Origin of the sequence: Aliiroseovarius salicola (assembly GCF_027891095.1) — a bacterium.
Taxonomy (GTDB): domain Bacteria; phylum Pseudomonadota; class Alphaproteobacteria; order Rhodobacterales; family Rhodobacteraceae; genus Aliiroseovarius; species Aliiroseovarius salicola.
This window is the reverse complement of the sequence record NZ_JAQIIO010000001.1, coordinates 595,718-619,407: the sequence shown is the minus strand read 5'-3', so window position 1 is coordinate 619,407 and position 23,690 is coordinate 595,718. Positions and strand designations below refer to the sequence as shown.

Genomic DNA, 23,690 nt, shown 5'->3' with positions numbered 1-23,690 from the left:
GCACTATGCGCTGATTAAGATACGGGCTCTAGTGTCTGCCCCTGCACTCCAATCACGCTCAAATATCGGAGCCAAACATGACACTCGACACTTTCAAGCGCCGTTCCGCAGGGATCACTTCACCCGCCAGCAACGCCTTTTCCGTTACTCCCGACGACGCGAATGACCTCCCGGTCGTGACCCGTGGACTATATCTTGGTGAAACCAGCACGGTTCAGATTGTCCTTCAGGGGGACGACACGCCTGTAACATTCACCAATCTGATTGGTGGCGTGGTTCACCCGCTGCGCGTCAAGCGCGTCTATGCCACCGGATCCACCGCAACAGATATCGTGGGTATCTATTGATGGAAATCGGACTTCTTACTTCCATCTGTGCGCCGAGGGTCAAACCTTCGGCGCTGCTCGATCTCAATTTCGCGGCCCAAACCTATCGTCAGAATGGTTCATCTGTTGCGCTGTCTTCAGTGCTGACATTTTCCCGCGCTTCAACAGCAGGGTTTCACGACGCATCAGGGCAAGCCCAAACCGCAGCAATTGATACGCCACGGTTCGACCATGGGGCAGATGGCCAACCGCGCGGTTTGCTGATTGAGCACAGCTCGACCAACCTGATTGCCCCATCAGATCTTGGGGCCATTTGGACCATTAGTGGCGCCACCAACACCAGCGCCCCTCTCACACCGGATGGTTTAGGCGCGCGGCTGATCACCGTTAATTCAGGCGTAAATGACTGTTTTCTGTCACGAAGCGCATCCCTGTCATTGGGCCAGGCCCACACGATCAGCGTATTCTGCCGTCGCGATTTGCATCGCTATGTCATGTTCTACGGTTTCGGCAACGGACCTGCCGGTGTGGCCTTTGATCTTCAGACTGGAGCGTCCCAGATCAACACAAGCTGGAGCGACGTCGGAATTGAACTTATTAGTAGCGAAGTGGCTCGGCTCTACGGCACACTGTCGCCTGCTGCAAACGGCTTGTTTGCCGTTGGCCCGGCATCAGGCATCAACGGTAGCAAATCTTTTGTTGGTGGAGAACAGCTGGTGCTTTGGGGTGCTCAGATCGAAGCGGGAAGCTCCCCCAGTTCACACATCCCAACCACAAGCACAGGCGTGAATCGCGCCGCAGATATTGCGGGCATTCAGGGTGTCAGCGGGGTCTACGATGTGCAGATCACCTATGATGATGGTACAAGAACGATCCTGACTGAGCAGGTGCTGGGCAATGGATGGTGGCCCGCCACTCTGGATCGGCCACATGTGAAACGGCTGACAATCCTGTAACGGATGGATGAGATTGCTATTGCGAAATCGGCAGATGCGGTGAGATCCAGCGGAGGGATTCTGTCTTCTCCAAAAGTTTCACCGCCTCAGTTAAACCCTTCAGAAAGCCAAGGGTAACGTCGTGTCAGCTCTCCGTTTACCCGCTGAAATCGCACCTGAATGTCGTCGAGTTTGCTCGGGTTCTGCGGCCCGAGCTTACCAAGGCCAGAAAGCACAAAAGAGCGCATGATCGCGTCTCTTGCCCGATTGCGGCGACCAAACAGAAATTGCGGCAGGACCAAGTTAACTCCGCGCCCAAAAGTAATCCCCAAAGCCCCAAGTGACGGATTACTTTCGACCGTCCTAAAACCAAACCCCTGATGGTGATCCAAATTCAGAGCGTGCGTTAAAAAATCCTGTCTCACATCTCCACCCAAAAGGTTTTGACGCTGATAAAGACGTGGATGAAATGCGTTTTCACCAAACACGCCAGTCCATAGCTTTGCCAGAAGCGAGTAGTCGTAATAGGGATTTCCCGGCTGGGCATCTTTTGTAAATGTTGCAAGGTCATCCGCCCCTCCCCCCCCTTCAATCCAGGTGGAATAGTTACTTTGGGCCAATCTGGCCTGTTGTCGAAGATAGGCGTGTACATCAATGGAACTGAACAGTGGTGACAGGTAGCGATGCAGTGCATCAATTTCGGTTTCGTTGCGCAGGCGCGAATGCAAATGCTCTGAGCTGATGACAAAGACATCGTGATGCGCCTTGGCCTGCTCAACTTCCTCGGAAAAGGCATCAAGAATAGGTGCACAAAGGGCTGATTTCTCGTTCAGGTCGGACAGGCGCAAGCGCCGCGCGAGGTCATCCAGACAAGATTGAAACGCAAGGGCCAATATCCTGTTATTCCCTTCGCCGAGGGCCAAACTGATGGCAATGCCCTGATTGGAAAGCGCGGCTTTGTTTTCAACCAAGAATGTTTGAAGTGAGGTTGTACCGGTTTTTTCCGTGCCGATATGAAGGACACATCTCATGGTGCATTCTCGCTTCTTCGATAACGCCGGGAATGGAAATATCCAGCCAACATCCAGAGCGTGGACATGACTTTGGATGAAGTCGCGGCATCTATGAAAATGCAGCTGAGAGCCATGCAGAAGAAACCAAGGCGGTAGATTCGAGGTGCGTCCCGGCCAGTGAGGCTCAGGGCAAAGAAATACATCGCAGCTATGAACCCGACGATCCCGCCCTCCCCAAGAAAGCGCACATAGTGACCATCCACAGCGAGCCCCCAGGCCCCCGGCCCCCACCCGAACAGAAACTGGGTCGTGCTGGCACCCAAGGACTTGATGATAAGCGCCCATTTGAACGCCCTGACCTGAAAACTGGCGTCTCCGGTTTGATAATCCACATTGTCATGCAAGCCTTGGCTGACCAGCGCGCGATAATCTGCGATCGATGTAATGTGCATGACAGTATCAAACCTGTCGCGTAGGTCTTGCAGCATCGCCGCAGGCGACTGGGTCTGGGTCAGTCGCCCAGCCTGAAACAGATCTGGACTGGCCGCAGCAAACACGAGGGCAATTGGCACGATTAGCGTGATCAGCAATGCATTTCGACCTGGCCTTGCGACCGCCCAGACAACAAGGAAAGCCGCAATCGTTATCCGCGACTGCGTCGCCAGAAGCACCGCGAACATCACAATTTTCTGCCACCGGGCGGGGGCAACAAAAAAGATGATCACGGCCAGAATTGCGGTTTCATATGGGCCGGAGGTATTCAGAGTCAGACGATCCCCGACTGTAGAGAACCTGCCAATCTTCGGAACAAGTTGCAGCAGCTCACCGATCCACCAGATCAGCAAGATCCCGGCAATTACACCAAACCCACGCTTGAATGTGCGCTCGGAAATGGATGGTGCAAACTGGGCGGCAATAAGAAACCAGACAAAATACTGCGCCTGACGTGCCACGTAGACCAAACCCGTTGGCCCCAAAGTTGCGTGGTTCACAAGAGCCGAAAAGAGCGATGCGGCCAGATAGGCCGCAAAAGCCCAAACGAATGAGGGCACCGGAATTGCACTCAACCGATAGTTCCAAACTAGCAAAGGCAGAGCAAATAGAAGGACAAAATCCTCGACCCTCAAACCAGCGTGGCCAAAGGAAATAACATTTACCTTGGGCGCTAGAATGAAGAGGATCAACAATAGAAACAGTACTGTTTCCCTATGAACCCTGCCAGTTCGCAATTCGAGGCCGACCAGCCTGTCTGTTGCCATTCCGTCGTTCATTCCCGCGCGGGCCTTTTCTGAATGTTCGCAATCAAACCACTCTTCCAAAATCCTATTGGCAGAAAATGCAGATATTCATGGCACAGCATCAGCAGATAGATCTGACCAACCGCCAAGCCCAGGGAAATGCCAGCGGCTGCGCCGGTCGATCCGAACATCGGCGAGAGGAAGAGAACGGCAGTCACCGAGACCACCAGTGTCACGATCTGCCCCCGCAAGGCACGCTGTTCATGACCGGCCATGGACAGGATCATTGCGTTTGGACCACAGGCCACCCGGAAGAGAAAGCCCAGTGCCAGCACCTGAAGGGGGAGTTCTGCGATGCCGGCGTAGGCTTCCCCAAAGATCAGTCCCAAGATCGGAGCCGCAAATAAGATCAGGGGCAAGGCGGCACAGGCTGAGACAAAGAACGTCAGAAATGAAGCGCGCCTGACTTTGCTCTGCAAACCTGCAAGATCCCCCGTCTTGACCAGACCAGCCGCGAACGGCGCCATGATCATGTTGCTGATAAATAGCGGAAACATCAAAAGCTGCGCTCCGCTCTGCGCCACTCGCAGTGCACCTACTTCAATCTCGGCTCCGAGGCCGCCAAGCACCAAGATTCCAATCTCGACATTTAGCGTGTTTGTCGCTGCGATCAGGATGAACGGCAAAAGGGCCTGCCGCCACGCCTTGTCCTCATACTTTGGCAAGGCGGTCCAAACCTCTGCAGGAATTCGGCGATACGCCAGACCGATCCCAGCCAGCAACGCAAAGGCCACTGCAATTATACGCAGCAAATAGGTCGCGTTCAGACTGAGCGCCCCTTGGAACGTAACCAACAGACCAACCAGCAAAATTGAGAATGTGGGCTGAAACAACAATTGAGTGGATTGCGAGATCACCGGGCGCTGCAATCCCTGCAGAATACCCGACTGAACAGCGATCAGGGATAAAAGCGGAAACACACCCAAGGCAAATAGCACTGACATGTCCGCGCTGCCTGTGATGAGTTCACCCCCCGCAATCCAGAAAACGGCCACGGCAGCCCAAAGCAACACAGAATAGGTGCCCACCCATAGCAATGTACGGCGGATCAATCCCGACATAAGCGCATGATCATTGTCCGCCTTTGCACGCGCCACCTCGCGCACAAGCAATCCGTTTACGCCCACCCCTGCGGGCAGTGCCAAAAAAATGGCTATAGACATGACAAAAGCATATCGGCCGAAGCTTTCCGGTCCCAAAACACGGGCGAGAACAACCGACAGAAGAATGGTCAGCGGCAGTGTGATGGCTTTCAATCCACCAACACCAAGGGCTGCCCTAAGGTGCACATTTTTCATAACCATCACATTCTACTGCAACTGATCTGCCAGTCAGGTTTTCGCAATACGCAAGGCAGGCAATACCCCTATGGTTGTATCAATAACTTAGTCACACTTCTACAAAGATGTGATCCATCAGGGAAAATCAGATAAAATCCCTGCTTACAATCAACACTATGCGGCCGGGCCCAATACGTTCTATACTCGTTATGGATGAGCACCCATCATAACTTCTGCCAGGCATTACAAATGTTCAGAACGTTATTCATACGCGCCAAGTCGTACTTACGCCGAGCTGGACCGCGTTTTGAGGGACAGCCCCCGAAACCGGACCACCCCCTTGCGGTCATCGGGGACCTTCATGGGCAGGCTGTGGGATTAGAGCGCATGCTCGCACGCCTGTCGGATCAAGCAAGTAACCACCATTGGATTTTTCTTGGGGACTATGTCGACCGCGGGCCGCATAGCAAGGACGTATTGTTGAGGCTCCATGAGCTTTGCCAAACCCGTCCCAACACAACCTGCCTTATCGGCAATCACGAGGAAATGTTGCTGCGATTCCTGGATGAACCAGATGCCGATAAATTGCTGGCCCACGGCCCAAAGTGGCAACATGTCGGAGGGGCGCAAACTCTTGAAAGCTTTGGAGTAATCTTACCAACACCCAAAAGTGGCAACGGTAGTCTCGAACAAGCGCAGGTGCAGTCGCAACTTCGAGACGCGATACCACCGGACATCCAGAAATGGTTGCGCCAATTACCCCGAAAATTTGTCAGCGGAAACGTTGCCACCGTTCATGCAGGTGCTGATCCGTCGCTGCCGATAGAAGAGCAGCCTCACATGACATTAACCTGTGGTCACCACTCATTTGGTGTTCAGGCGCGCACCGACGGAATGTGGGTGGTTCATGGCCACACAGTTGTGCCGGTACCGCGCGAGGAAAACGGGGTTATCTCGATTGATACAGGCGCTTTTCGAAATGGTCGCTTGACCACGGCGCTTATTGCAGACGGCATGATCGAGTATATTCAGGTCGATTGCGAGGACAGCTGACAACGCTTCTGGCATTCTTTTCGCAGTGCAAGCAAAAAGAGTTTTATATTTCATTAAAACAATTTTAAGGTGAGTCTCGACGACCGAGGGACCTGCAGGTGCATATTAGATCCGCATCCAAAATTGTTGCACTGTGCTTGCTGATGCTGCCCGCCCACATCGCAGCCAGTGATACTCTTGGTGGAACGCATGTCTCGACATTTGGCACCCCAGGTCTAATCGATATGCCCTCTGGGTTTGTCCTGCCGGATGGCGCCATTCACAATACGACCGCCCTGCACGATGGCACCTTCCGTCACACGCTTACTTTTCAGATCACACCCCGTTTGTTTGGCAGTTTCCGATACTCGATCATTGATCGCCTCGATGGTCCGAACAGCACCCGGTATGATCGCAGTTTTGATCTGGGCTATCTTCTGTTCAAGGAAACCCGCACCCGCCCAGCGGTACAGATTGGCCTTAGAGATTTTGGTGGCACCGGGGTTTATGGGTCGGAATATGTCGCCGCCAGCAAGCATTTCCTATCCGGTCGACTTACCCTGACCGCCGGGCTTGGCTGGGGTCGGTTGGCCAGCCATGGTGGGTTCAAAAACCCGCTTTCAATTTTATCCAGCGGTTTTGATACGCGTGGCGAGGGACCGGGATCGATCTCAGAGGTCGGCCGATTAGAGGTGGATCAGTGGTTTCGGGGTGATGCCGCTCTCTTTGGAGGGCTATCTTACCAAGTCACACCGAATTTGCATTTCAATGCAGAATACTCTTCGGACGCTTACGTCCAAGAAGGAAGCCATACCGGATTTGAGCGAAATACCCCATTCAACTTCGGGCTGACCTACCAAGCTGGAAGCGGCACCAATCTGACTGCATTTCTTCTGCACGGAACAGAAGTTGGGATAGCAGCTAATTTCGCAACCGATCCGAAACGGGATCGGATTCCCTCTGGGATCGAAGCCGCTCCTCCAGCCTTGTTGCCCGGAAAAACTGCGGAAGAACTTGGATGGGGACCGCAAGACATAGCCGCAAGCCGTTCCAAACTTGCATTATTGTTAGAGGACCAAGGTCTGAGGCTGGATGCGCTCACGCTGGAGAGTAACACTGCCATTTTGCGTATCTCCAATTCACGCTATGCCGCCGAGGCACAAGCAATCGGGCGGGCTGCTCGCATCCTCGCCAATAGCCTGCCTAAATCCATTGAAGAGTTTCACATCGACCTTGCCATCCACGGCATGCCCGTTTCGCGCGTGATTTTACGCAGGCAAGATCTGGAAGAACTGGAATACGATCTGGATGGCGCATGGAAAAGCTTTGCCCTCGCCAGAATCGTGAATGCAACGGATATGTCAGGCGCCACATCCCCCGACCGTTATCCACAGCTGTCCTGGTCACTTACTCCCTATCTGGAGCCCGAACTTTTTGACCCAGACGCCCCTATTCGCGCGGATCTGGGCCTGCAGTTCTTGGCCTCCTACGAACCTGCGCCGGGTCTGGTGCTATCCGGAAGCCTTCGCCAGTCCCTGCTGGGCAATCTCCACACAAGCACCCGCCCCTCAAATTCGGTCCTACCCCATGTGCGTACCGATGTGACCGAATACTCGAAGCAATCTGATGTGCAGATCAAGCACCTGACTGCGGAGTATTTCTTTCGGCCCGGTCGCAACCTCTATGCGCGTCTCACAACCGGGTATTTTGAAACCATGTATGGTGGCGTTTCTGGTGAATTACTCTGGAAGCCCGTGCACTCCTCTCTCGCACTTGGGGCTGAGGTGAACTACGCACGCCAACGTGCCTATGATCAGCTTTTCGGGTTTCGCGACTATGACATCATGACCGGCCACGCCTCAGCTTATTACGATTTTGGCGGGGGGTATCTGGGCCAGCTTGACATCGGCCGCTATCTGGCTGGCGATTGGGGCGCGACAGTGTCGCTTGATCGGGAGTTCAACAACGGATTTCGAGTTGGAGCCTTTTTCACCCTCACCGACACTCCGTTTTCCCAATTTGGCGAAGGGTCGTTCGACAAAGGTATCCGGTTTTCCATTCCTATCGACTGGTTGGTCGGCAGCCCCTCAAAAGAAGCGTTTGCCACAACAATCCGCCCGGTCCTACGGGATGGTGGCGCACGGTTGGAGATGCGCAACCGGCTGAATGACCTGATCCGGGGCGCCCATGGAAATGAACTGGAAGATCGGTGGGGAAGGTTCTGGAGATGAGGATAACCGGACGCGGCGCGACATGGATTTCCGGGCTTGTGGTTGCCTTAACGCTTGTCGGTTGCTCATCGGATGAACGCCGAAACCAAACCCTGCGAGATGTGCTCAACCCAGCTCCGCTCCACAACCCTGATCCGACTTTTGTTGCATTGGCCGAAAGCGGTGCCCCCTCTTTTCTTGTGTCCGTCGAAAATCGTGAGAACGCGCTGGCACCATTTGTGAAACAGACTGAAAATGCCAAAGGGCAAGTAAGCTGGATCTCAGCCGACATGGTCGGGCTTGCGACAATAGAGGGCATGGTGATCTCAACCCGTGGATTGGGCGGCGACATGATGGCCGCAGATATGTCCGGTCTATGGCCCCTGCTGAAGTCCGGTAAAAACGGGACGGTTGAGATCTTTATCACCCACCTGACCGCCAATGATGAAACCAAGATCAGCAGCTATCGCTGTCAGGCCAGTCCGCGCGGAGAGCGGCGCGTTGACCTTGGTCCATATGTGGCGAGAACCAACTTAATGCAGTCCGACTGCCTGAATGGTCACACGACCTTCCAGAACCTCTATTGGATTGAGCACGGAAGTCTTGAAATCGTGCAGTCACGCCAATGGATCAGCCACTATGTTGGCACGCTTGCTCTCAGGAAAATCCCCAGCTCAGTCTGATGCGTGTCCGGCCAATAGTGCGCTTAGTTCTGCGACCCGCGCACGCAGGAGCACTTCGTCTCCACGTGCTTCGATGTTCAGCCGCAATAAAGGCTCGGTATTTGATCGGCGCAGGTTCAGTCGCCAGTCGCCAAAATCAAGGCTCATCCCATCCGTATCATCACGTGCAAGAGCAAGTGGCGCGTATTTGGCTTCAACATTCGCAACAGTATGGTTGACATCTTCGACCCGGAAATTGATCTCACCCGAAGACGGAAAGGCGGTACGGCGAGCGCGGATCAGATCGGCCAACGTGGCGCTTTTGCGCGACAAAAGCTCAAGCACCAATAGCCAGGGGATCATGCCGCTGTCACAGGCCATAAAGTCGCGAAAATAGTGATGGGCCGACATTTCGCCACCATAAACCGCTCCGCTGTCACGCATAACCTGTTTCATATAGGCGTGTCCGGTGCGGGCAAAAACTGCACGACCACCCGCGCGAGCAATCAGGTCTTGCGTGTTCCAGATCACACGAGGGTCATGCACAATCGTTTCGTCGGGATCTTTGGCAAGAAAGGCTTCGGCCAGCAAACCCACCAAATATTCACCGGGGACAAACGCGCCCTCATTGTCAAACAGAAAGCAGCGATCAAAATCCCCATCCCATGCAACGCCCAGCTCCGCACCTTGTGCAAGCACCTCATTTGATGTTGCAGGCTGGTTTTCCGGAAGAAGAGGATTGGGGATGCCATTTGGAAATCGTTCATCCGGCACATGGTGCATCCGGCAAAAACTGATCGGAGCGCCCGCCTGTTCCAATGCCGCTGCAATCCTGTCAAAGCTGGGGCCCGCCGCACCGTTCCCCGCATTGACGACAATTTTCATTGGGGAAAGAGATGTGATGTCGATGAAGGATAATACACGGTCCACATAGGCCGCGCGGCAACGATCCACTGGGCTGGTGTCGTAGGATCCTTTTGGCGCGTCAGAGCCAAATGTCCCGCTTTCCGCCAGTCTCTTGATCGCCGCAAACTCGGTTTCCGTGTCAAGCGGCGCTGCCCCCGCTTTGACCAGCTTCAATCCATTGTAGTCCATAGGATTGTGCGAGGCCGTCACGCAGATCCCGCCGTCAGCTCCCAAATGATCTGTTGCGAAATAGACCTCTTCCGTGCCGCATAGCCCCAGATCGATCACAGTGACTCCGGAACACATCAATCCTTTGGCTACGGCATTGGACAACGCCTGAGAGGACGCGCGTGGGTCACGCCCCAGCACGACTGTTTGAGCTTGCAGGACCTGAGCGAAAGCACGCGCAATTCGCTCGACCACTTCTTCGTTCAACTCATCCCCCATACGCCCCCGTATGTCATAAGCCTTGAAGCAGGTCAGCTCGGTCAACACCGTTTCAGTCATGATTTTCCTTTTATCGTGGGATCAGCCTTTGGCACCCTGACCGCGTGCATAAACATCGTCATACCGCAGAATATCATCCTCGCCCAGATAGGCCCCTGTTTGCACTTCGATTAAAGTCATCGGAACTTTTCCAGGGTTTTCCATGCGATGTTTGGCGCCAAGCGGGATATAAACCGACTGGTTTTCGGTCACCAGTTGCACCTGACCTTCAATCGTCACCTTTGCTGTGCCCTGCACAACAATCCAGTGTTCCGCCCGATGATGGTGGGATTGAAGACTGAGCGAAGCGCCGGGTTTCACGACGATCCGTTTGACCTGAAACCGGTCGCCGGTCGCAAGGCTTTGGAAGTGACCCCAGGGACGATGATCCAGGGGAAATTGCTCTGCCTGATGTGCGCCTTTGCTTTTCAGAAGCGTGACGGCCTCTTTCACATCCTGACCACGCCTTGTGTCAGCCACAAGCACCGCGTCGGGCATGGCGACTGCAACGATATGATCCAGACCAATGCCGACCAGTTCAACACCGTCATCTTCCGATCGCAGCAGGCTGGCAGTGCAATCCACTGCGTGTGCGTTGCCATGGGTGACCACATTCTTGTCACCCCCATCCCCTTCGCGCAGCACAGCATCCCATCCTCCGAGGTCAGACCAACCTGAGGTATAAGGAACCACGGCAAGGTTGCCGGCATGCTCCATCACCGCATAGTCGATTGAGATGTCTTCGACCTCTGACCAAGCCTCGGGATCTAATCGCAGGAAACCAAGATCAGGCTCCGCAGCATGAACAGACCGCTCAACCGCATCAATCAAATGAGGTGCATGAACGCGATATGCATCCAGAATTGTGGACGCCGAGAACAGAAAGATCCCGGCATTCCACAGGTAACGTCCTGAGGCGAGCATCTGCTCGGCTTGTTCGGCATTCGGCTTTTCAACAAATGCTTTGAGGTCGAACACCTCTGCCCCGTCACCAAGACAGCAGGGCAGTTCAAGATAGCCATAGCCGGTTTCTGCATGGCCGGGTTTGATGCCAAATGTCACCAGTTTTCCTTCACAGGCTGCCATCACACCGATATCCACCGCAGCCCGGAACGACTCGGCATCAGGGATGACGTGATCGGATGGTGCGACGAGCATCAAAGCCTCGGGATCCTTATCCTTCAACCACAAGGCAGCAGCCAGAACAGCAGGTGCGGTGTTGCGGCCATCGGGTTCAATCAGGATTGCGCCTGGCTCGACCCCGATTTCCGCCATTTGCTCGGTTATGATAAAACGGAAGTCCGTGTTGGTCAGCACAACCGGCGGCGCAAACTGCGGCCCTGTCAGGCGCTCAACCGACATCTGCAACAATGACTTTTCGCCCATAAGGCGGGAAAACTGTTTGGGATAGGACTTGCGGGACAAAGGCCAAAGCCTAGTGCCGGAGCCACCACATAACAAGACCGGGACAATCCGCATCAAACACTCCTCGTCACCGCATCGAGAGACCGAGACATTAGAGGCGGAGATCTCTCTGTTCCTGATCCAAGTTAGAGGATGATATACAATTTATGCAAGAATTATTATCTCACAATTCACCTTATAGGGTCTCGACACTTCCTGCTCCCTGGCGTTTGCTGGGGAACATCCCTCTACTCAGATCATGCGAATGACGTCCTTGTCGATGGACAGCATGTAGCCACGTCGCGCAATGGTCTTGACCAACAACTCGCTCATCATCTGGTTGCCCATGGCATCGCGCAGCCGCTTAATGCGGGTGGCGCCGGCGGCTTCTTCACAATCCGAGGCGTCGCGCCCAGAAATCAGCCCTTCCAGCTCTGATCCAGACAGAACCTCATCATCCATTCGTGCTTCGGCAAGCGCTGAGAGGGTTTCAATGGCGGCCTCGGTCAGGCTCAACTCCATATTGTTCAAGTACACCGTGCGCTCTTCACGGCTGATCAGAAGGGAATTGACCTGAATACCCGCGCGCTCAATCTCACCCATGCGGCGGTTAAGGCTGACGATCGTGATCAGAAACACCAAAGCAGCAATCAGCATGGCCGAGGCAAAGACCAACAGCACAAAAATCACCATGCGATAACTTGTCAGAGTATCAGAAAACGCGGTCCCGGACTGGGCGAGGATTTCAAGAAGCTTGATCTCAGCCCCCGACGTCAGGGTGTCATTTTCAATAAAGATTCGCTCAACCCGAGCATTGAACGCATTGGCGTCCGGCAGGCTCAGAAACAGGAACACTGCCGCCACAAGAAGGATGGCAACAATCGCCCCCACCCCCATGACAATCACACGCGACGCGCCTTTGCGCGCCTCAGAAGCGAAGGAAATATTGTCCGGCACTTTCTTTCCTTTTCTCGAGCCCATCCGCATCAAACACGGACAATACATTCAACAACACCCAACCTTGTGAGGATAGGCGGTCTGTTACCTGTTTCCGGGCTGCTGATTTGTTGGAACAGGCCGTATCAGGCAATTCCATGACACCATAATGCAGTTTCAGCGGGTCGTCCCGCTTGGCCTTGTAATCGGCATAGCAGGCCGCCTGAGCCGGAAGCGCAATGGCTGTGAAGGCGAGGGAGAGAAGTATCTGTTTCATGTTGAAACCATGGTCCGAGGGGGTGGGATATTCAATAACAAACCATGATCAATAAGCCTGTTATCCGATAACCAGCTGCCGATATGGCTTGTCTCATTGCTCTTACCGCATTGTGGGTTCAACCCGATCACACCTACCAGGCACCGCCTGGAATCCAGTGATCAAACCTCAAGCTGATATGGAGAACCACATGCCTCGCCTGACCCTCCCGTCCCTGACTCGCACCTTAATGATGCCCTGTCTTGTCGCATCCCTCAGCCTGAACCCGGCTTTTGCAGAGCCCAACTATCCATACGAACGCGAACAGAATAGTGACATCAGCGCATTAATCGCCACATTGCTTGGCTTGGCCATTGTTGGCTCGGTTATCTCGAACTCAAATGACAATGATGAGCAAGAGGAACAGCAACACTACCAACAAGAACTTCCCGACGAACCAAACCTGTTTGACGAACATGAGATGCCCGACGAGCACGTCTATCGCGATGAAGAACGCCGGGAACACATCATTGAGCGCAAGCGCGAGCGCGCTAAATATCGTCTGCCCGGGAAGTGCCTGCGCAAATTCAAGACGCAATTCGGGAAAGAACGCTATTGGGGCACGCGCTGCTTGCAGAACCGATATGAATACGCCCGGTCTTTGCCGAGGGCTTGCCGCACAAAAATTGTCGCCAAAAACAAAGAAGGCGTTTGGGTGCTGCGCAAGGTCTACCAACCAGCCTGCCTGCGCGAAGAAGGATATCGCAAGCGTCACTGATCTCGCTTGGCTTGTGTCCCCAAGCTTGTGTGAGAAAGATGTGGCAAACCCCATCCGTTCCGCCACATCTGCATGACCTTCCTTTCCGGTCATGTCCAACTGGCAGAGGTTTCGACCTCTGCCTTTTTTCTTGCGAACGGCCTTTGGATCGTTCAATCCGGATCTATGACCAAAACTGTTCCTGACTATTCATTTGAAGAGGCTGCCAGAGCGCGCGGTCTGTCCTGTATCGCTGGTGTTGACGAGGTCGGGCGTGGACCGCTTGCCGGACCGGTAACCGCCGCCGCAGTTGTGCTTGATCCTACGCGAATCCCTGAAGGGCTGAATGACAGCAAGAAACTGAGCGCGAAACGGCGCGAGGCACTGTTCGATGAGATTTTGGAACTTGCCGAAGTATCGATTGCCCATGCAAGCGTGGAAGAAATCGACGAGTTGAACATCCTGCGTGCCAGCCATCTGGCAATGGAACGCGCGGTGGCCGGACTGTTCACTTCACCGGATCATCTGCTTATCGACGGCAATATGGTGCCGCGTGGTATCACCCTATCGAATGAAACCATCATCAAAGGGGACGCCAAATCGGTCTCGATTGCCGCCGCTTCGATCATGGCGAAAACCACACGGGATCGGTTGATGGTGGATTTGGCGCAACAGTTTCCCGGCTACGGGTGGGAGTCAAACGCCGGATACCCGTCGAAAAGCCACAAGCAAGCGCTCGAAAATCTTGGCGTGACCCCACATCATAGGCGTTCATTCAAACCTATCCACAATATCTTGTATCAACAGAAAAATGTAACTGGCTGATTCAAAAAAGAATTTGACCAAGAATCCACAAGCCGTCATCTTTATCCACAATGAATGAGCGCAAAAATGCGCCGTCTAAAGAGCGCAATAGCGCCGGTACATGAGGCAGAAATGACGACTAAAACCAAAGCAAAGGCGGCTCTCGAGCTGCCACTGAACGAGATATTGGCGGGTGACTGCATCGAAGTGATGAACAGTCTTCCGGAGAACTCTGTTGACCTGATCTTCGCCGATCCCCCCTATAATCTGCAATTGAAAGGCGAGCTTCATCGCCCGGACAATTCCAAGGTGGATGCGGTTGACGATCATTGGGACCAGTTCGATAGTTTCAAAGCCTATGACCAATTTACCCGCGCCTGGCTGAAAGCCGCGCGCCGGATCCTGAAACCCGATGGGGCGATCTGGGTGATCGGCTCTTATCACAACGTGTTCCGCATGGGGGCAGAGCTACAAAATCAGGGCTATTGGATCCTGAATGACGTGGTGTGGCGCAAGTCAAACCCGATGCCGAATTTCCGCGGTAAGCGCTTCACCAACGCTCATGAGACAATGATCTGGGCGTCGAAATCGGAAGGTGCGAAGTACACCTTCAACTACGAGGCCCTGAAAGCGCTGAACGAAGGCATTCAGATGCGTTCGGACTGGGTGCTGCCGATCTGCACCGGGCATGAACGACTGAAAGATGAGAACGGTGACAAAGCCCATCCGACCCAGAAACCGGAAAGCCTGTTGCATCGCGTGCTGGTGGGTTCGACAAATCCCGGCGACGTAATCCTTGATCCGTTCTTTGGCACCGGCACCACCGGCGCTGTGGCCAAGATGCTCGGTCGTGACTTCATTGGCATCGAACGCGAAGACGCCTATCGCAAGGTGGCCAAGAAACGCATTGCCAAGGTCCGTAAGTTCGACAAAGAAGCGCTGCAGACAACCCAATCAAAACGCGCCGAGCCGCGTGTTCCCTTTGGCCAGCTGGTCGAGCGCGGCATGCTGCGCCCCGGCGAGGTTCTGATCAGCCCGCGTGGCAAAACCGCCAAGGTGCGTGCCGATGGCACGCTGATTTCTGGTGACGCACGTGGGTCAATCCACCAGGTTGGGGCCGCGCTGGAAAGTGCGCCCAGCTGCAATGGCTGGACCTATTGGCACTTTAAACAAGATGGCAAGAAGACCTCGATCGACGTGTTGCGCCAACAAGTGCGCGCCGAGATGGTCTGACACCGCACCCAATACCCAAACAACAAGAATGAATTCGGGCGTGCATCTCGCGCGCCCGGACAACGATGTACCGCCGTGCCTGTGGCAAAATCCACGGCACACTCAACTTGCCCCGCTCTTTCACGAGCGGGGCTTTTTTTATCGGAGAAGGGGCTCTGCCCCTCGCCTCTTTGAGGCCCACCCCGAGGTATTTCAGGCAAGAAAAAAGACCTTCTGATTTCTCAATCACCGAATGGCAGGTGGCGGCAAGGTGCCGTTCCTATATGGCCCCCAGTCTTCGATATCCGGGTAATATCGTTTGCGCCACGCCCGGACGCGCGGATTCATGCGGCGACGCCACAAAGGCGGAACCATCGCCATGAACCCCATGATCACATATCCAAATGGCAGTTGCGGAGCCACGTCATCGGGATAGGTTTGCAATAGGGGAAAGCGACGTGCGGGTTTGTAGTGGTGGTCTGAATGGCGCTGCAGGTTGATGAACAGCCAGTTGGTTGCTTGGTGATCCGCATTCCAGGAATGGTGTGGTTTGACGGGTTCGTATTTTCCCTCACCAAGATGGCGACGGGTTAGGCCGTAGTGCTCGACATAATTGGTGATTTCCAACTGCCAGATCGCCACAATTGCTTGGAAAGCAAAAAGCGCAAGTCCCATCCAGCCGCCAATTATCACCGCGAGGATCATTGCCATCAGCTGCAACACCCAATAGCGCCAGAACGGGTTTTTTCCGTCCCAAACAGACAGACCACGGCGCGCCAGCATCGATTTCTCAGCTTTCCATGCAGAAACCGGGCTTTCCCGGAGCACTCTGAAAAAGAACCTGTGAAAGCCTTCATTGTATCGAGCCGTCACCGCGTCCCTCGTGGTGCCGACATGAGGGTGATGCACAAGCAGATGTTCCGTGCGGAAATGGCTGTAAAGCACCATGGCCAAAAGAAGGTCGGCCAACCAGCGCTCAAACCGGTTGGTCTGATGCATCATCTCGTGGCTGTAGACAATGCCGATTGCCCCCGAAAGAATCCCTACACCAAAGAACACACCAAACTTCTCGCCCGTTGACAAATGGTCTGCGCCCACCACGAAACTGAGAATTCCGAAAATCATCGCAAACTGGATGGGGACCCAAATCATTGTAATCAGCCGATACCAGAAAAGCTGGTCTTCGGGTGCTTCAGGATCAGGATTTTCAGAGTTGCGACCAAGAACGGCATCCAGCCCGGTATAAAGCCACCATGTGCCGAGCGGGGGGAGCAGCAAAAACCATCCCCCTTTCATGGCCGCGACCAAAACCAACAGAGGTAGGATGACCGAAATGCCGAACGGCGCGGCGCGGCGGAAACTGGCGACATTCTGAGCGGGGACCATGACATGCTCCTTTCCGATAGTCATGGCTTACGCGTATTTGGCCGGCTACTCAAGATCTGGCTTTAACCAGCCCAATCCCGCTTAACGTGTGGATAATTGATGCGTTTCACCCGCAACCGACATTCAAAGCGTTATGAGATCTGTCAATCAGTCAGCAACGCGGTCGAGATACAGCCTTATGTAACTGTTCTTTTACAAAAATTGTGCGGTTATGAAAAAGAACTGATATTAATCAATTGGTTGAATTATTTGTTGGAAGCATTTTAAACGCAAGAAAATTCCCCTTTAACGATTATTAATTTAGTTAAATACAATTTATTATAATTTTTTGTGGAAAATCGGCTAGTTTTTTTCTATTCAGGATACACGTTTCATCGGAGCTGGGGTTCGATTTCTGATAACGCGTGAGGACGAGACTTCATGAAAGATTATGGTTACAGCACAATCAATAGTAGAGACGCTGTCAAATCTTCGAACACCCCCGCACCCTTTCAACCGTATCGAAACCTCGGAAAACGTCTGTTTGACCTGACCTTGGTCGTGCTGATGCTTCCCGTTGTCCTGTCCGTTCTAACCCTTTTGATCTTGGCGATCCGCCGCGACGGAGGGCCCGGCTTATATTGGCAGGAGAGGATTGGGCGGAACGGTGTAAGGTTTCGCTGCTGGAAGTTGCGCACAATGGTTGTAAACGCCGACGACCTGCTCGAAAGGCTTTGCGCTTCTGATCCGGTTGCGGCGCAGGAATGGCGCGACAATCACAAGCTGACAAACGACCCGCGGATCACCACTCTGGGCCAGTTCCTGCGCACGACCAGCCTTGATGAGTTGCCGCAGATCTTCAATGTCCTCTTGGGAGAAATGAGTTTCATTGGTCCACGCCCTGTAACCGAAGCCGAGCTGGAGCGTTATGGAGCCAATCTTCAACATGTTCTTTCGGTACGGCCTGGCATCAGCGGATTGTGGCAGGTGAGTGGCCGCAACGACACCGGCTATGACCGCCGCGTCGCTTTGGATGCACAATATGTGGATCAACTGAGCCTGAAGACGGATCTTCTGATCACACTGAAGACATTTCTCGTGATGGTGAAACGCACCGGCTATTGATGCGCCACAACATTGTCTTCGGATGGCACCCCTTCCGCTTGTTTCAGAGCACCCTGCTCGACGACCAGATCAAACGCCTTACGCATGACGGTCGGCAAGTCGGACTTTCGAAGAACCTGAAAGCTGCCCTGAACCGGTTGAGCATCCATCGGAACATCCGCCACACGCAGGGATAGGAGCAGGTGAAAATGCGTGAAAGTATGACGGACTTCAGCCCCGGGATCACGCCAATTTGCCAAAATCGGAGGCGCTTCTTGGGCCAGCTCTCCCCATTCGGCACCTGGCCAGCCTAGCATTCCGCCCAGAAGGCCCTTGTCTGGTCGACGCTCCAACAGCCATGCGCCATCGTCACGCCGGGCCAGATAAGCGATCCCGTATCGCACAGGTTTGGCCGCTTTCTTGCGTTTCCGGGGAAGGGTTGGCGCCAAGCCAGACAGACGGGATTTGCAGGGGGCACGCCACGGGCATATGCCGCAGGCCGGAGACTTTGGTGTGCAGATCGTTGCACCAAGATCCATCACGGCTTGGGCATAATCACCGGGGCGCATTTTGGGAGTCAGCGACGCGGCGGCCTTTTTCATTTCGGGTTTTGCATCAGGCAATGGCGCTGTGATTTCAAACACCCTCGCCATCACCCTCTCGACATTACCGTCCACCACTGTTTCCGGGTGATCAAATGCAATCGCAGCAATCGCGGCTGATGTGTAAGGTCCGATTCCGGGAAGGGTCTCTAACCCTGCCCGATCCTTTGGAAACCCACCCTGATCACGCAGGGTCCGGGCACATTTCAATAGATTTCGGGCACGCGCATAATAGCCCAGACCGGCCCATTCTCCCATCACACGCTCGTCCTCGGCATTGGCCAGATCTTCAAATGTCGGCCAAAGGGTCATGAAGCGGATGAAATAGTTTTTGACCGCAGCTACGGTTGTCTGCTGCAACATAATCTCGGACAGCCAAACCGCGTAAGGATCAGGCGCAACACCTGCCTTGCGGTCTGCCGGAGAGACCCGCCATGGCAAGCTGCGGGCATGATCATCATACCAAGCCAGAAGATCGGCGGATTTCAGCCCGTCGTTCACCTTGTCACACATCTGTGACTCCCCTTGTTTTCTTTCCTCTGGCATTGCCCGTTCAAGCGCCTAGAATACGGGCAAATGAGGAAGTTACCAGCCGTGGCCAAACCTGTCACAAATCAACGCCGCAAGCGTGGGTTCGAAAGCACTTCGAGCCTGCTGACAAAGCGCATTCGCCAAGCGGGCGAAAAGCGCGGATTTGCAGTGACGCGGGTGCTGACCCATTGGGCCGAGATCGTCGGGCAAGAAATTTCAACAATCGCCCGGCCCGTTGACGTGTCTTATGGGCGCGGCGGAATGGGGGCGACTCTCACGGTTCTGACAACCGGTGCACAGGCGCCAATGCTTGAGATGCAAAAGGAAAAACTGCGCGATCGGGTGAACAGTTGTTACGGCTATAACGCAATTTCCCGCATCCGCATCACTCAGACCGCCCCAACGGGATTTGCCGAAGGCCAAGCGCAATTCACTCCGGCACCGCAGGCGGACCCCAAACCCGATCCAAAATTTGTCGAACGCGCCAGAAGGACCACGGCGGATATTGGTGATGACAATTTGCGTCAGGCGCTGGAAGCCCTGGGGCAGAATATATATACAAAACAAAAACCAAGAGGCTGAGACCTAATGAACCGTTTTATTCCCATGATCGCTGCTGCCGCTATCGCCATTGCGGGCGGGGCTTATGTCATGACCCAAACCCAAACTTCTCTGCCAGGCGTTTCGATGGCCGTGGCGCAAGATGCGGACGTTGTGCCCGCGAAGGACATGGTGCTGGGTGACGAGAACGCCCCGGTCACTGTGATCGAATACGCGTCTTACACTTGTCCGCATTGTGCCAATTGGCATCGGGACAGCTTTAAGCAGCTGAAGAAAGATTACATCGATACCGGCAAGGTGAAATTCATTCACCGCGAAGTTTATTTTGACCGGTATGGCCTTTGGGCCGGCATGATCGCGCGCTGTGGTGGCGACGCCCGCTACTTTGGCATCAACGACTTGATCTATACCGGTCAGAAAGAATGGGTTGGCGAAGGCGACCCTACACTCATCCTCGAAAATCTGCGCAAGATCGGCCGCACCGCCGGGATGAGCAATGAGGAAATGGACACCTGTATGACTGATGAGACCTTTGCCCAGAGCCTTGTTGCTGCCTATCAGCAAAACGCCACGGCAGACGAAATCCGGTCAACGCCCACCTTCATGATCGGCGGTGAGAAATACTCAAACATGTCCTATGACGATTTTTCAGCGGCAATTGACAGCAAGCTGGGCGAATAAGGCTTTTGATCACCTCAAAAAGCGCACTCGGCAGGGTGCGCTTTTTTTGTCTCTGATCCGTGGAAAACAGTTCCTATTTCAGCCCAAGATCGGTGAATGCGACCTCTAGTGGTGTCCAGTTCTCAAGCTCGAGCCGCACGGGCACTGTCAGCACTTTGCTGCGAAACGACTGCGGCAAGCGCACTGCATCCTTTTCCGTAGTCACAAGCTGGGCGCCCAGCGCGGCCGCTTCGATTTCCAGCCGCTTCATCAATGCCTCGGTCAGAGGTTGGTGATCTGCCAAAGCCTCTGCGCGTAACAGATTGGCACCCATCCCCCTGAGAGTGGCAAAAAACTTGTCCGGATGGCCAATGCCCGCAAAGGCCAGAACATTCATATCGGCAAAATCCATACCCATCTTCAGGGGCTCCAGCCGCGCAGTCATGTGTGGCACGGTGATGACCTGCCCCCAGGTCGAAACAAATCGTTTCTGCGCCCCGTCCGGCCCAATTGAAAGCAGCAGGTCTGCTCGCTTCAATCCCTCAGAAACCGGCTCACGCAGAGGGCCTGCGGGGATGCATCGGGCATTGCCAAATCCTTTCACCGCATCCACCACGACAATCGAAAGGTCTTTCTCAACGGCTGGGTTCTGAAACCCATCATCCATCAGGATCACATCCGCCCCAGCAGCGCCAGCGGCCTTCACGCCATCAACACGGTTCTTCGCGATCCAAGTCGGGACAAAAGCGGCCAGGAGCAATGGCTCATCCCCAACATCCTCAGCGGAATGTGTGCGTTCTTCGACCTGTATTGGCCCCTCAAGAGCACCGCTATAGCCCCGAGACACAACATGAACCTCATTGCCGCGAGAGGCGAGATATTGAGCCAGGGCAATTGTGGTCGGCGTTTTTCCTGTACCACCCGCATTGATATTCCCAATGCAAATCACCGGCACTTCTGAACGAAACCCTGATTTCGCGACGCGTCGCGCGGTGGCGCGCCCATAAAGCCAGCCAAGAGGTGCGAGCAAATAGGAACGCCAGTTCCGGCGATCAGGTGACGTGAACCAGAAAGAAGGTGTTTTCATTTCAACCCTTTTGCTCCGTCTGCGCATCTTTTTGGTCATCCAATGCGGTCAGAACCAGATCTTCCACCAATGATGACAGCTCAGCACCGCTGGTGGTAATTTCCCAGGCCGCCATGGCGATTTCAGCCGCGTGTTCCGGCTGCAACAGATATTCGATCTTGGCTGCAAGCGCAGCCTCATCCTTGACCTGAACGGCAGCGCCCGCAGCATCAAGACGCGCAAACGCCGCAGCGTGTTGATCAAGCCTGGACCCATATAGAACCACCGACCCGAGAGATGCAGCAATATTGGGCGACATGCACATCCCGCCTGACATCGTATGCCCGATCAAAGTGATTGGGGAAAGATGCATCCACAACCCCTCTTCCTGCGGCAGATCGGCGATATAGATATGTATATCCGCAGTGGGATCTGCGCCTTCAGAGCGCAATCCAACCACCCAGCCGTCCCGCTCGAGCGCCTTGGCGAGATCAGGGGCCCGCTCACACTCATCCGGGACCAGCACCAAAAGCAGACGGTGCGACTTTCGCATCACGTGTCGATGGGCTGACACCACCTGCAAATCTTCTTCAGATGACACTCCCAGCGCCAGCCAGACTGGACGGCCCGCCAAGATATTGGCCACATCATCGCGTTCCGCCATATTGCAACTTGGCGGCTGCGTCTGCTTTTGCAACACACCCGCCACTTTCAGCTTGCCCGACGGCACACCAAGGCGTGACAAGGCGGCTGCACAAGTCTCGTTTTCAGCCAGAAGAGTGTCAAATCCCGACGCAAGGGCGCGTGCAGTGCTGCGCAACCATGTCAGCGGGGGCTGCCCCAGAAGTGGTGAACGGGCATTGATCCAGATTGCCGGAATTGCTCGTCGATGCGTTTCAGCCAAAAGCGTGACTTCAAATTTTTGTTCCATCCACAACAACAAATCCGGGCGCCAGTGATCAAGAAATTCCACTACGGATTTGGTATTGTCACGAGGAAGCGGTGTGGGAAGGACGAAGTCTTTCAGGTCTTCTGCGGGCGGACTGGCAGAGCAATCATCTGGTCGGGTGATCAGAAAACACAAATCATCCCGGGTGCGGATCAGTTGGCGTATGAAATCTTCCAAAGCATGAAGATCCCCAAGCGTGCCCACATGGCACCAAATCAAGGGACCACCTTCCGGACGCGGCGATTTTTGCGGTTCAGGGCGCAGATGCGCCTTGCGGGCTTTCAACCGATGCACCAGCTGGTGCACATATACGCCGGGTGGCAACATACCGTGACCTTCTGCTCTTTTTGCCCTGACCTCTCGGGATCTTGCTGCCAATTTAGGCGACAGTACGCGCAGGGGAAAGGTCAGAAGGGCCAAATTCCTTTGGCCAATGCGGAAATTGCACTGAGGATGCGCTCAAAACTGGCCTGTGCCCGCCCCACAGTGCTGCGCGCGCGAAGATAGCCATGAACCAAACCCGGCTCCTCATGCCAATAGGCCTGCCCGCCTGCTTTTAGAATGCGATCGCGATAGTCGCGCCCATCATCACTAAGAGGGTCACATTGCGCCGAGAAGATCACCGTAGGCGGAAGATTGGCGAAATTTGTATCAGCGAGCGGTGCTGCCAACGGATCTAATGGGGGGTGCGGCATGCCAAAGCGAAGCTCTGAGTAAAACTTGACGTCGTCCAATGTGAGCATTGGCGCATGTGCGTGGGCCAGATACGAACCCTTGGTCATATCACCGCCCAGCCCCGGATAGATCAAAACCTGCCCAGCGAACACCAGCTCGCCACGAGCCCGGTGGGCCACTGCGGCACAAAGGTTCCCTCCGGCACTATCTCCCACCAAAAGCGTCACTCCGGGCCAGGTTAGAGCCACATATTGCGCAACTCTCCAAGGATCATCAAATGATGCCGGGTGCGCATGTTCGGGGCAAAGGCGATAATCAACCGAGACCACACGTAATCCAGTGCGATCACAAATCTCGGCACAGACATCATCATGGCTGTCCAGCCCACCGACGACAAATCCACCACCATGGATATAGATGACCGTTCCGTCAGGTGTACCGCTTTCATAAATACGGATCGGGACGCCGTCCGCCGTTTCATCCCGCGCACTTACTCCTTCGGGATACCCTTCAAAAAAGGCGCGGCACATCTTGTCGTAAATCGCACGTTGATCGGCAATGCTCATCCCAATCGCGTTGGGAGGATAATAGTCCTCAGTCTTGCGAATGAAGGCCCAGGTTTCGGCGTCAATCAGCGTATCGTAATCCATGTGGCGACGC

At 54.5% G+C, this 23,690-nt stretch carries 23 protein-coding genes; 11 read left to right on the top strand and 12 right to left on the bottom strand.

Going from position 1 to position 23,690, the window contains the following annotated elements; translation table 11 throughout:
- The first annotated feature begins 77 nt into the window (after positions 1 to 77).
- Both O2N63_RS03130 and O2N63_RS03125 read left to right on the top strand, forming a co-directional pair.
- On the top strand, positions 78 to 347 hold the full coding sequence (locus tag O2N63_RS03130) for a spike base protein, RCAP_Rcc01079 family (protein WP_271052670.1): 270 nt from the start codon (positions 78 to 80) through the stop codon (positions 345 to 347).
- Complete coding sequence (locus O2N63_RS03125; RefSeq protein WP_271052669.1) at positions 347 to 1,282, top strand: phage head spike fiber domain-containing protein; 936 nt, start codon at positions 347 to 349, stop codon at positions 1,280 to 1,282. Before O2N63_RS03130 ends, O2N63_RS03125 begins: the two co-directional genes overlap by 1 nt.
- An 86-nt stretch (positions 1,283 to 1,368) precedes the next feature.
- Here O2N63_RS03125 and O2N63_RS03120 read toward each other — a convergent pair whose 3' ends face one another.
- The 3 genes from O2N63_RS03120 to O2N63_RS03110 all read right to left on the bottom strand — a co-directional run bounded on the left by O2N63_RS03120 (position 1,369) and on the right by O2N63_RS03110 (position 4,876).
- On the bottom strand, positions 1,369 to 2,232 hold the full coding sequence (locus O2N63_RS03120; protein ID WP_271052668.1) for a hypothetical protein: 864 nt from the start codon (positions 2,230 to 2,232) through the stop codon (positions 1,369 to 1,371).
- 56 nt (positions 2,233 to 2,288) lie between these two features.
- On the bottom strand, positions 2,289 to 3,341 hold the full coding sequence (locus tag O2N63_RS03115; protein ID WP_271052667.1) for a hypothetical protein: 1,053 nt from the start codon (positions 3,339 to 3,341) through the stop codon (positions 2,289 to 2,291).
- Between the two features lie 200 nt (positions 3,342 to 3,541).
- On the bottom strand, positions 3,542 to 4,876 hold the full coding sequence (locus O2N63_RS03110; protein WP_271052666.1) for an oligosaccharide flippase family protein: 1,335 nt from the start codon (positions 4,874 to 4,876) through the stop codon (positions 3,542 to 3,544).
- A 189-nt stretch (positions 4,877 to 5,065) separates the two neighbouring features.
- Here O2N63_RS03110 and O2N63_RS03105 point away from each other — a divergent pair, with 189 nt between their 5' ends.
- The 3 genes from O2N63_RS03105 (at position 5,066) to O2N63_RS03095 (ending at position 8,777) form a co-directional block, all read left to right on the top strand.
- A complete protein-coding gene (locus O2N63_RS03105; RefSeq protein WP_333780721.1) occupies positions 5,066 to 5,905 on the top strand; it encodes a metallophosphoesterase family protein in 840 nt (279 codons plus the stop codon).
- A gap of 98 nt (positions 5,906 to 6,003) precedes the next feature.
- Entirely contained in the window at positions 6,004 to 8,115 is a 2,112-nt protein-coding gene (locus tag O2N63_RS03100; RefSeq protein WP_271052665.1) for a YjbH domain-containing protein, read from the top strand.
- Positions 8,112 to 8,777 (top strand): YjbF family lipoprotein, encoded by a 666-nt coding sequence (locus O2N63_RS03095; RefSeq protein ID WP_271052664.1) that lies wholly within the window; start codon positions 8,112 to 8,114, stop codon positions 8,775 to 8,777. Before O2N63_RS03100 ends, O2N63_RS03095 begins: the two co-directional genes overlap by 4 nt.
- Here the strand turns inward: O2N63_RS03095 and O2N63_RS03090 are convergent.
- From O2N63_RS03090 to O2N63_RS03075, 4 genes are all read right to left on the bottom strand, one after another.
- A complete protein-coding gene (locus tag O2N63_RS03090) occupies positions 8,769 to 10,154 on the bottom strand; it encodes a phosphohexomutase domain-containing protein (RefSeq protein ID WP_271052824.1) in 1,386 nt (461 codons plus the stop codon). The two genes, O2N63_RS03095 and O2N63_RS03090, sit on opposite strands and share 9 nt — an antisense overlap.
- Before the next feature lie 36 nt (positions 10,155 to 10,190).
- Positions 10,191 to 11,627 carry a mannose-1-phosphate guanylyltransferase/mannose-6-phosphate isomerase gene (locus tag O2N63_RS03085; RefSeq protein WP_271052662.1) on the bottom strand — a complete coding sequence of 479 codons (1,437 nt, stop codon included), beginning with the start codon at positions 11,625 to 11,627 and terminating at the stop codon, positions 10,191 to 10,193.
- 177 nt (positions 11,628 to 11,804) lie between these two features.
- A complete protein-coding gene (locus tag O2N63_RS03080; RefSeq protein ID WP_408629781.1) occupies positions 11,805 to 12,449 on the bottom strand; it encodes a winged helix-turn-helix domain-containing protein in 645 nt (214 codons plus the stop codon).
- A 31-nt stretch (positions 12,450 to 12,480) separates the two neighbouring features.
- Entirely contained in the window at positions 12,481 to 12,765 is a 285-nt protein-coding gene (locus O2N63_RS03075; RefSeq protein WP_271052660.1) for a hypothetical protein, read from the bottom strand.
- Positions 12,766 to 12,955: 190 nt separating this feature from the next.
- Between O2N63_RS03075 and O2N63_RS03070 the strand changes: the two genes are divergently transcribed.
- The 3 genes from O2N63_RS03070 to O2N63_RS03060 all read left to right on the top strand — a co-directional run bounded on the left by O2N63_RS03070 (position 12,956) and on the right by O2N63_RS03060 (position 15,538).
- Positions 12,956 to 13,522 carry a hypothetical protein gene (locus O2N63_RS03070; RefSeq protein ID WP_271052659.1) on the top strand — a complete coding sequence of 189 codons (567 nt, stop codon included), beginning with the start codon at positions 12,956 to 12,958 and terminating at the stop codon, positions 13,520 to 13,522.
- Positions 13,523 to 13,687: 165 nt separating this feature from the next.
- Positions 13,688 to 14,326: a ribonuclease HII gene (locus tag O2N63_RS03065; RefSeq protein ID WP_271052823.1), complete on the top strand. Its 639-nt coding sequence runs from the start codon at positions 13,688 to 13,690 to the stop codon at positions 14,324 to 14,326.
- 111 nt (positions 14,327 to 14,437) lie between these two features.
- On the top strand, positions 14,438 to 15,538 hold the full coding sequence (locus O2N63_RS03060) for a site-specific DNA-methyltransferase (RefSeq protein ID WP_271052658.1): 1,101 nt from the start codon (positions 14,438 to 14,440) through the stop codon (positions 15,536 to 15,538).
- A gap of 225 nt (positions 15,539 to 15,763) precedes the next feature.
- Here O2N63_RS03060 and O2N63_RS03055 read toward each other — a convergent pair whose 3' ends face one another.
- Positions 15,764 to 16,903 carry an alkane 1-monooxygenase gene (locus O2N63_RS03055; RefSeq protein ID WP_271052657.1) on the bottom strand — a complete coding sequence of 380 codons (1,140 nt, stop codon included), beginning with the start codon at positions 16,901 to 16,903 and terminating at the stop codon, positions 15,764 to 15,766.
- Positions 16,904 to 17,323: 420 nt separating this feature from the next.
- On the opposite strand from O2N63_RS03055, the gene O2N63_RS03050 reads away from it, so the two are divergent.
- The gene (locus tag O2N63_RS03050; protein ID WP_271052655.1) at positions 17,324 to 18,007 is read left to right on the top strand and encodes a sugar transferase; all 684 of its coding nucleotides are present in this window, start codon (positions 17,324 to 17,326) and stop codon (positions 18,005 to 18,007) included.
- Here the strand turns inward: O2N63_RS03050 and O2N63_RS03045 are convergent.
- A complete protein-coding gene (locus tag O2N63_RS03045) occupies positions 18,001 to 19,101 on the bottom strand; it encodes an A/G-specific adenine glycosylase (protein ID WP_271052653.1) in 1,101 nt (366 codons plus the stop codon). The genes O2N63_RS03050 and O2N63_RS03045 overlap by 7 nt on opposite strands.
- Before the next feature lie 63 nt (positions 19,102 to 19,164).
- Here O2N63_RS03045 and O2N63_RS03040 point away from each other — a divergent pair, with 63 nt between their 5' ends.
- Both O2N63_RS03040 and O2N63_RS03035 read left to right on the top strand, forming a co-directional pair.
- Positions 19,165 to 19,701: a DUF721 domain-containing protein gene (locus O2N63_RS03040; RefSeq protein WP_271052651.1), complete on the top strand. Its 537-nt coding sequence runs from the start codon at positions 19,165 to 19,167 to the stop codon at positions 19,699 to 19,701.
- A 6-nt stretch (positions 19,702 to 19,707) separates the two neighbouring features.
- A complete protein-coding gene (locus tag O2N63_RS03035; RefSeq protein WP_271052649.1) occupies positions 19,708 to 20,361 on the top strand; it encodes a DsbA family protein in 654 nt (217 codons plus the stop codon).
- A gap of 73 nt (positions 20,362 to 20,434) precedes the next feature.
- Here O2N63_RS03035 and lpxK read toward each other — a convergent pair whose 3' ends face one another.
- The 3 genes from lpxK to O2N63_RS03020 all read right to left on the bottom strand — a co-directional run bounded on the left by lpxK (position 20,435) and on the right by O2N63_RS03020 (position 23,680).
- Positions 20,435 to 21,427: a tetraacyldisaccharide 4'-kinase gene (gene lpxK / locus O2N63_RS03030; protein WP_271052648.1), complete on the bottom strand. Its 993-nt coding sequence runs from the start codon at positions 21,425 to 21,427 to the stop codon at positions 20,435 to 20,437.
- Between the two features lies 1 nt (position 21,428).
- Complete coding sequence (locus tag O2N63_RS03025) at positions 21,429 to 22,682, bottom strand: 3-deoxy-D-manno-octulosonic acid transferase (RefSeq protein WP_271052647.1); 1,254 nt, start codon at positions 22,680 to 22,682, stop codon at positions 21,429 to 21,431.
- An 80-nt stretch (positions 22,683 to 22,762) separates the two neighbouring features.
- Complete coding sequence (locus O2N63_RS03020; RefSeq protein WP_271052646.1) at positions 22,763 to 23,680, bottom strand: alpha/beta hydrolase; 918 nt, start codon at positions 23,678 to 23,680, stop codon at positions 22,763 to 22,765.
- Positions 23,681 to 23,690 lie beyond the last annotated feature (10 nt).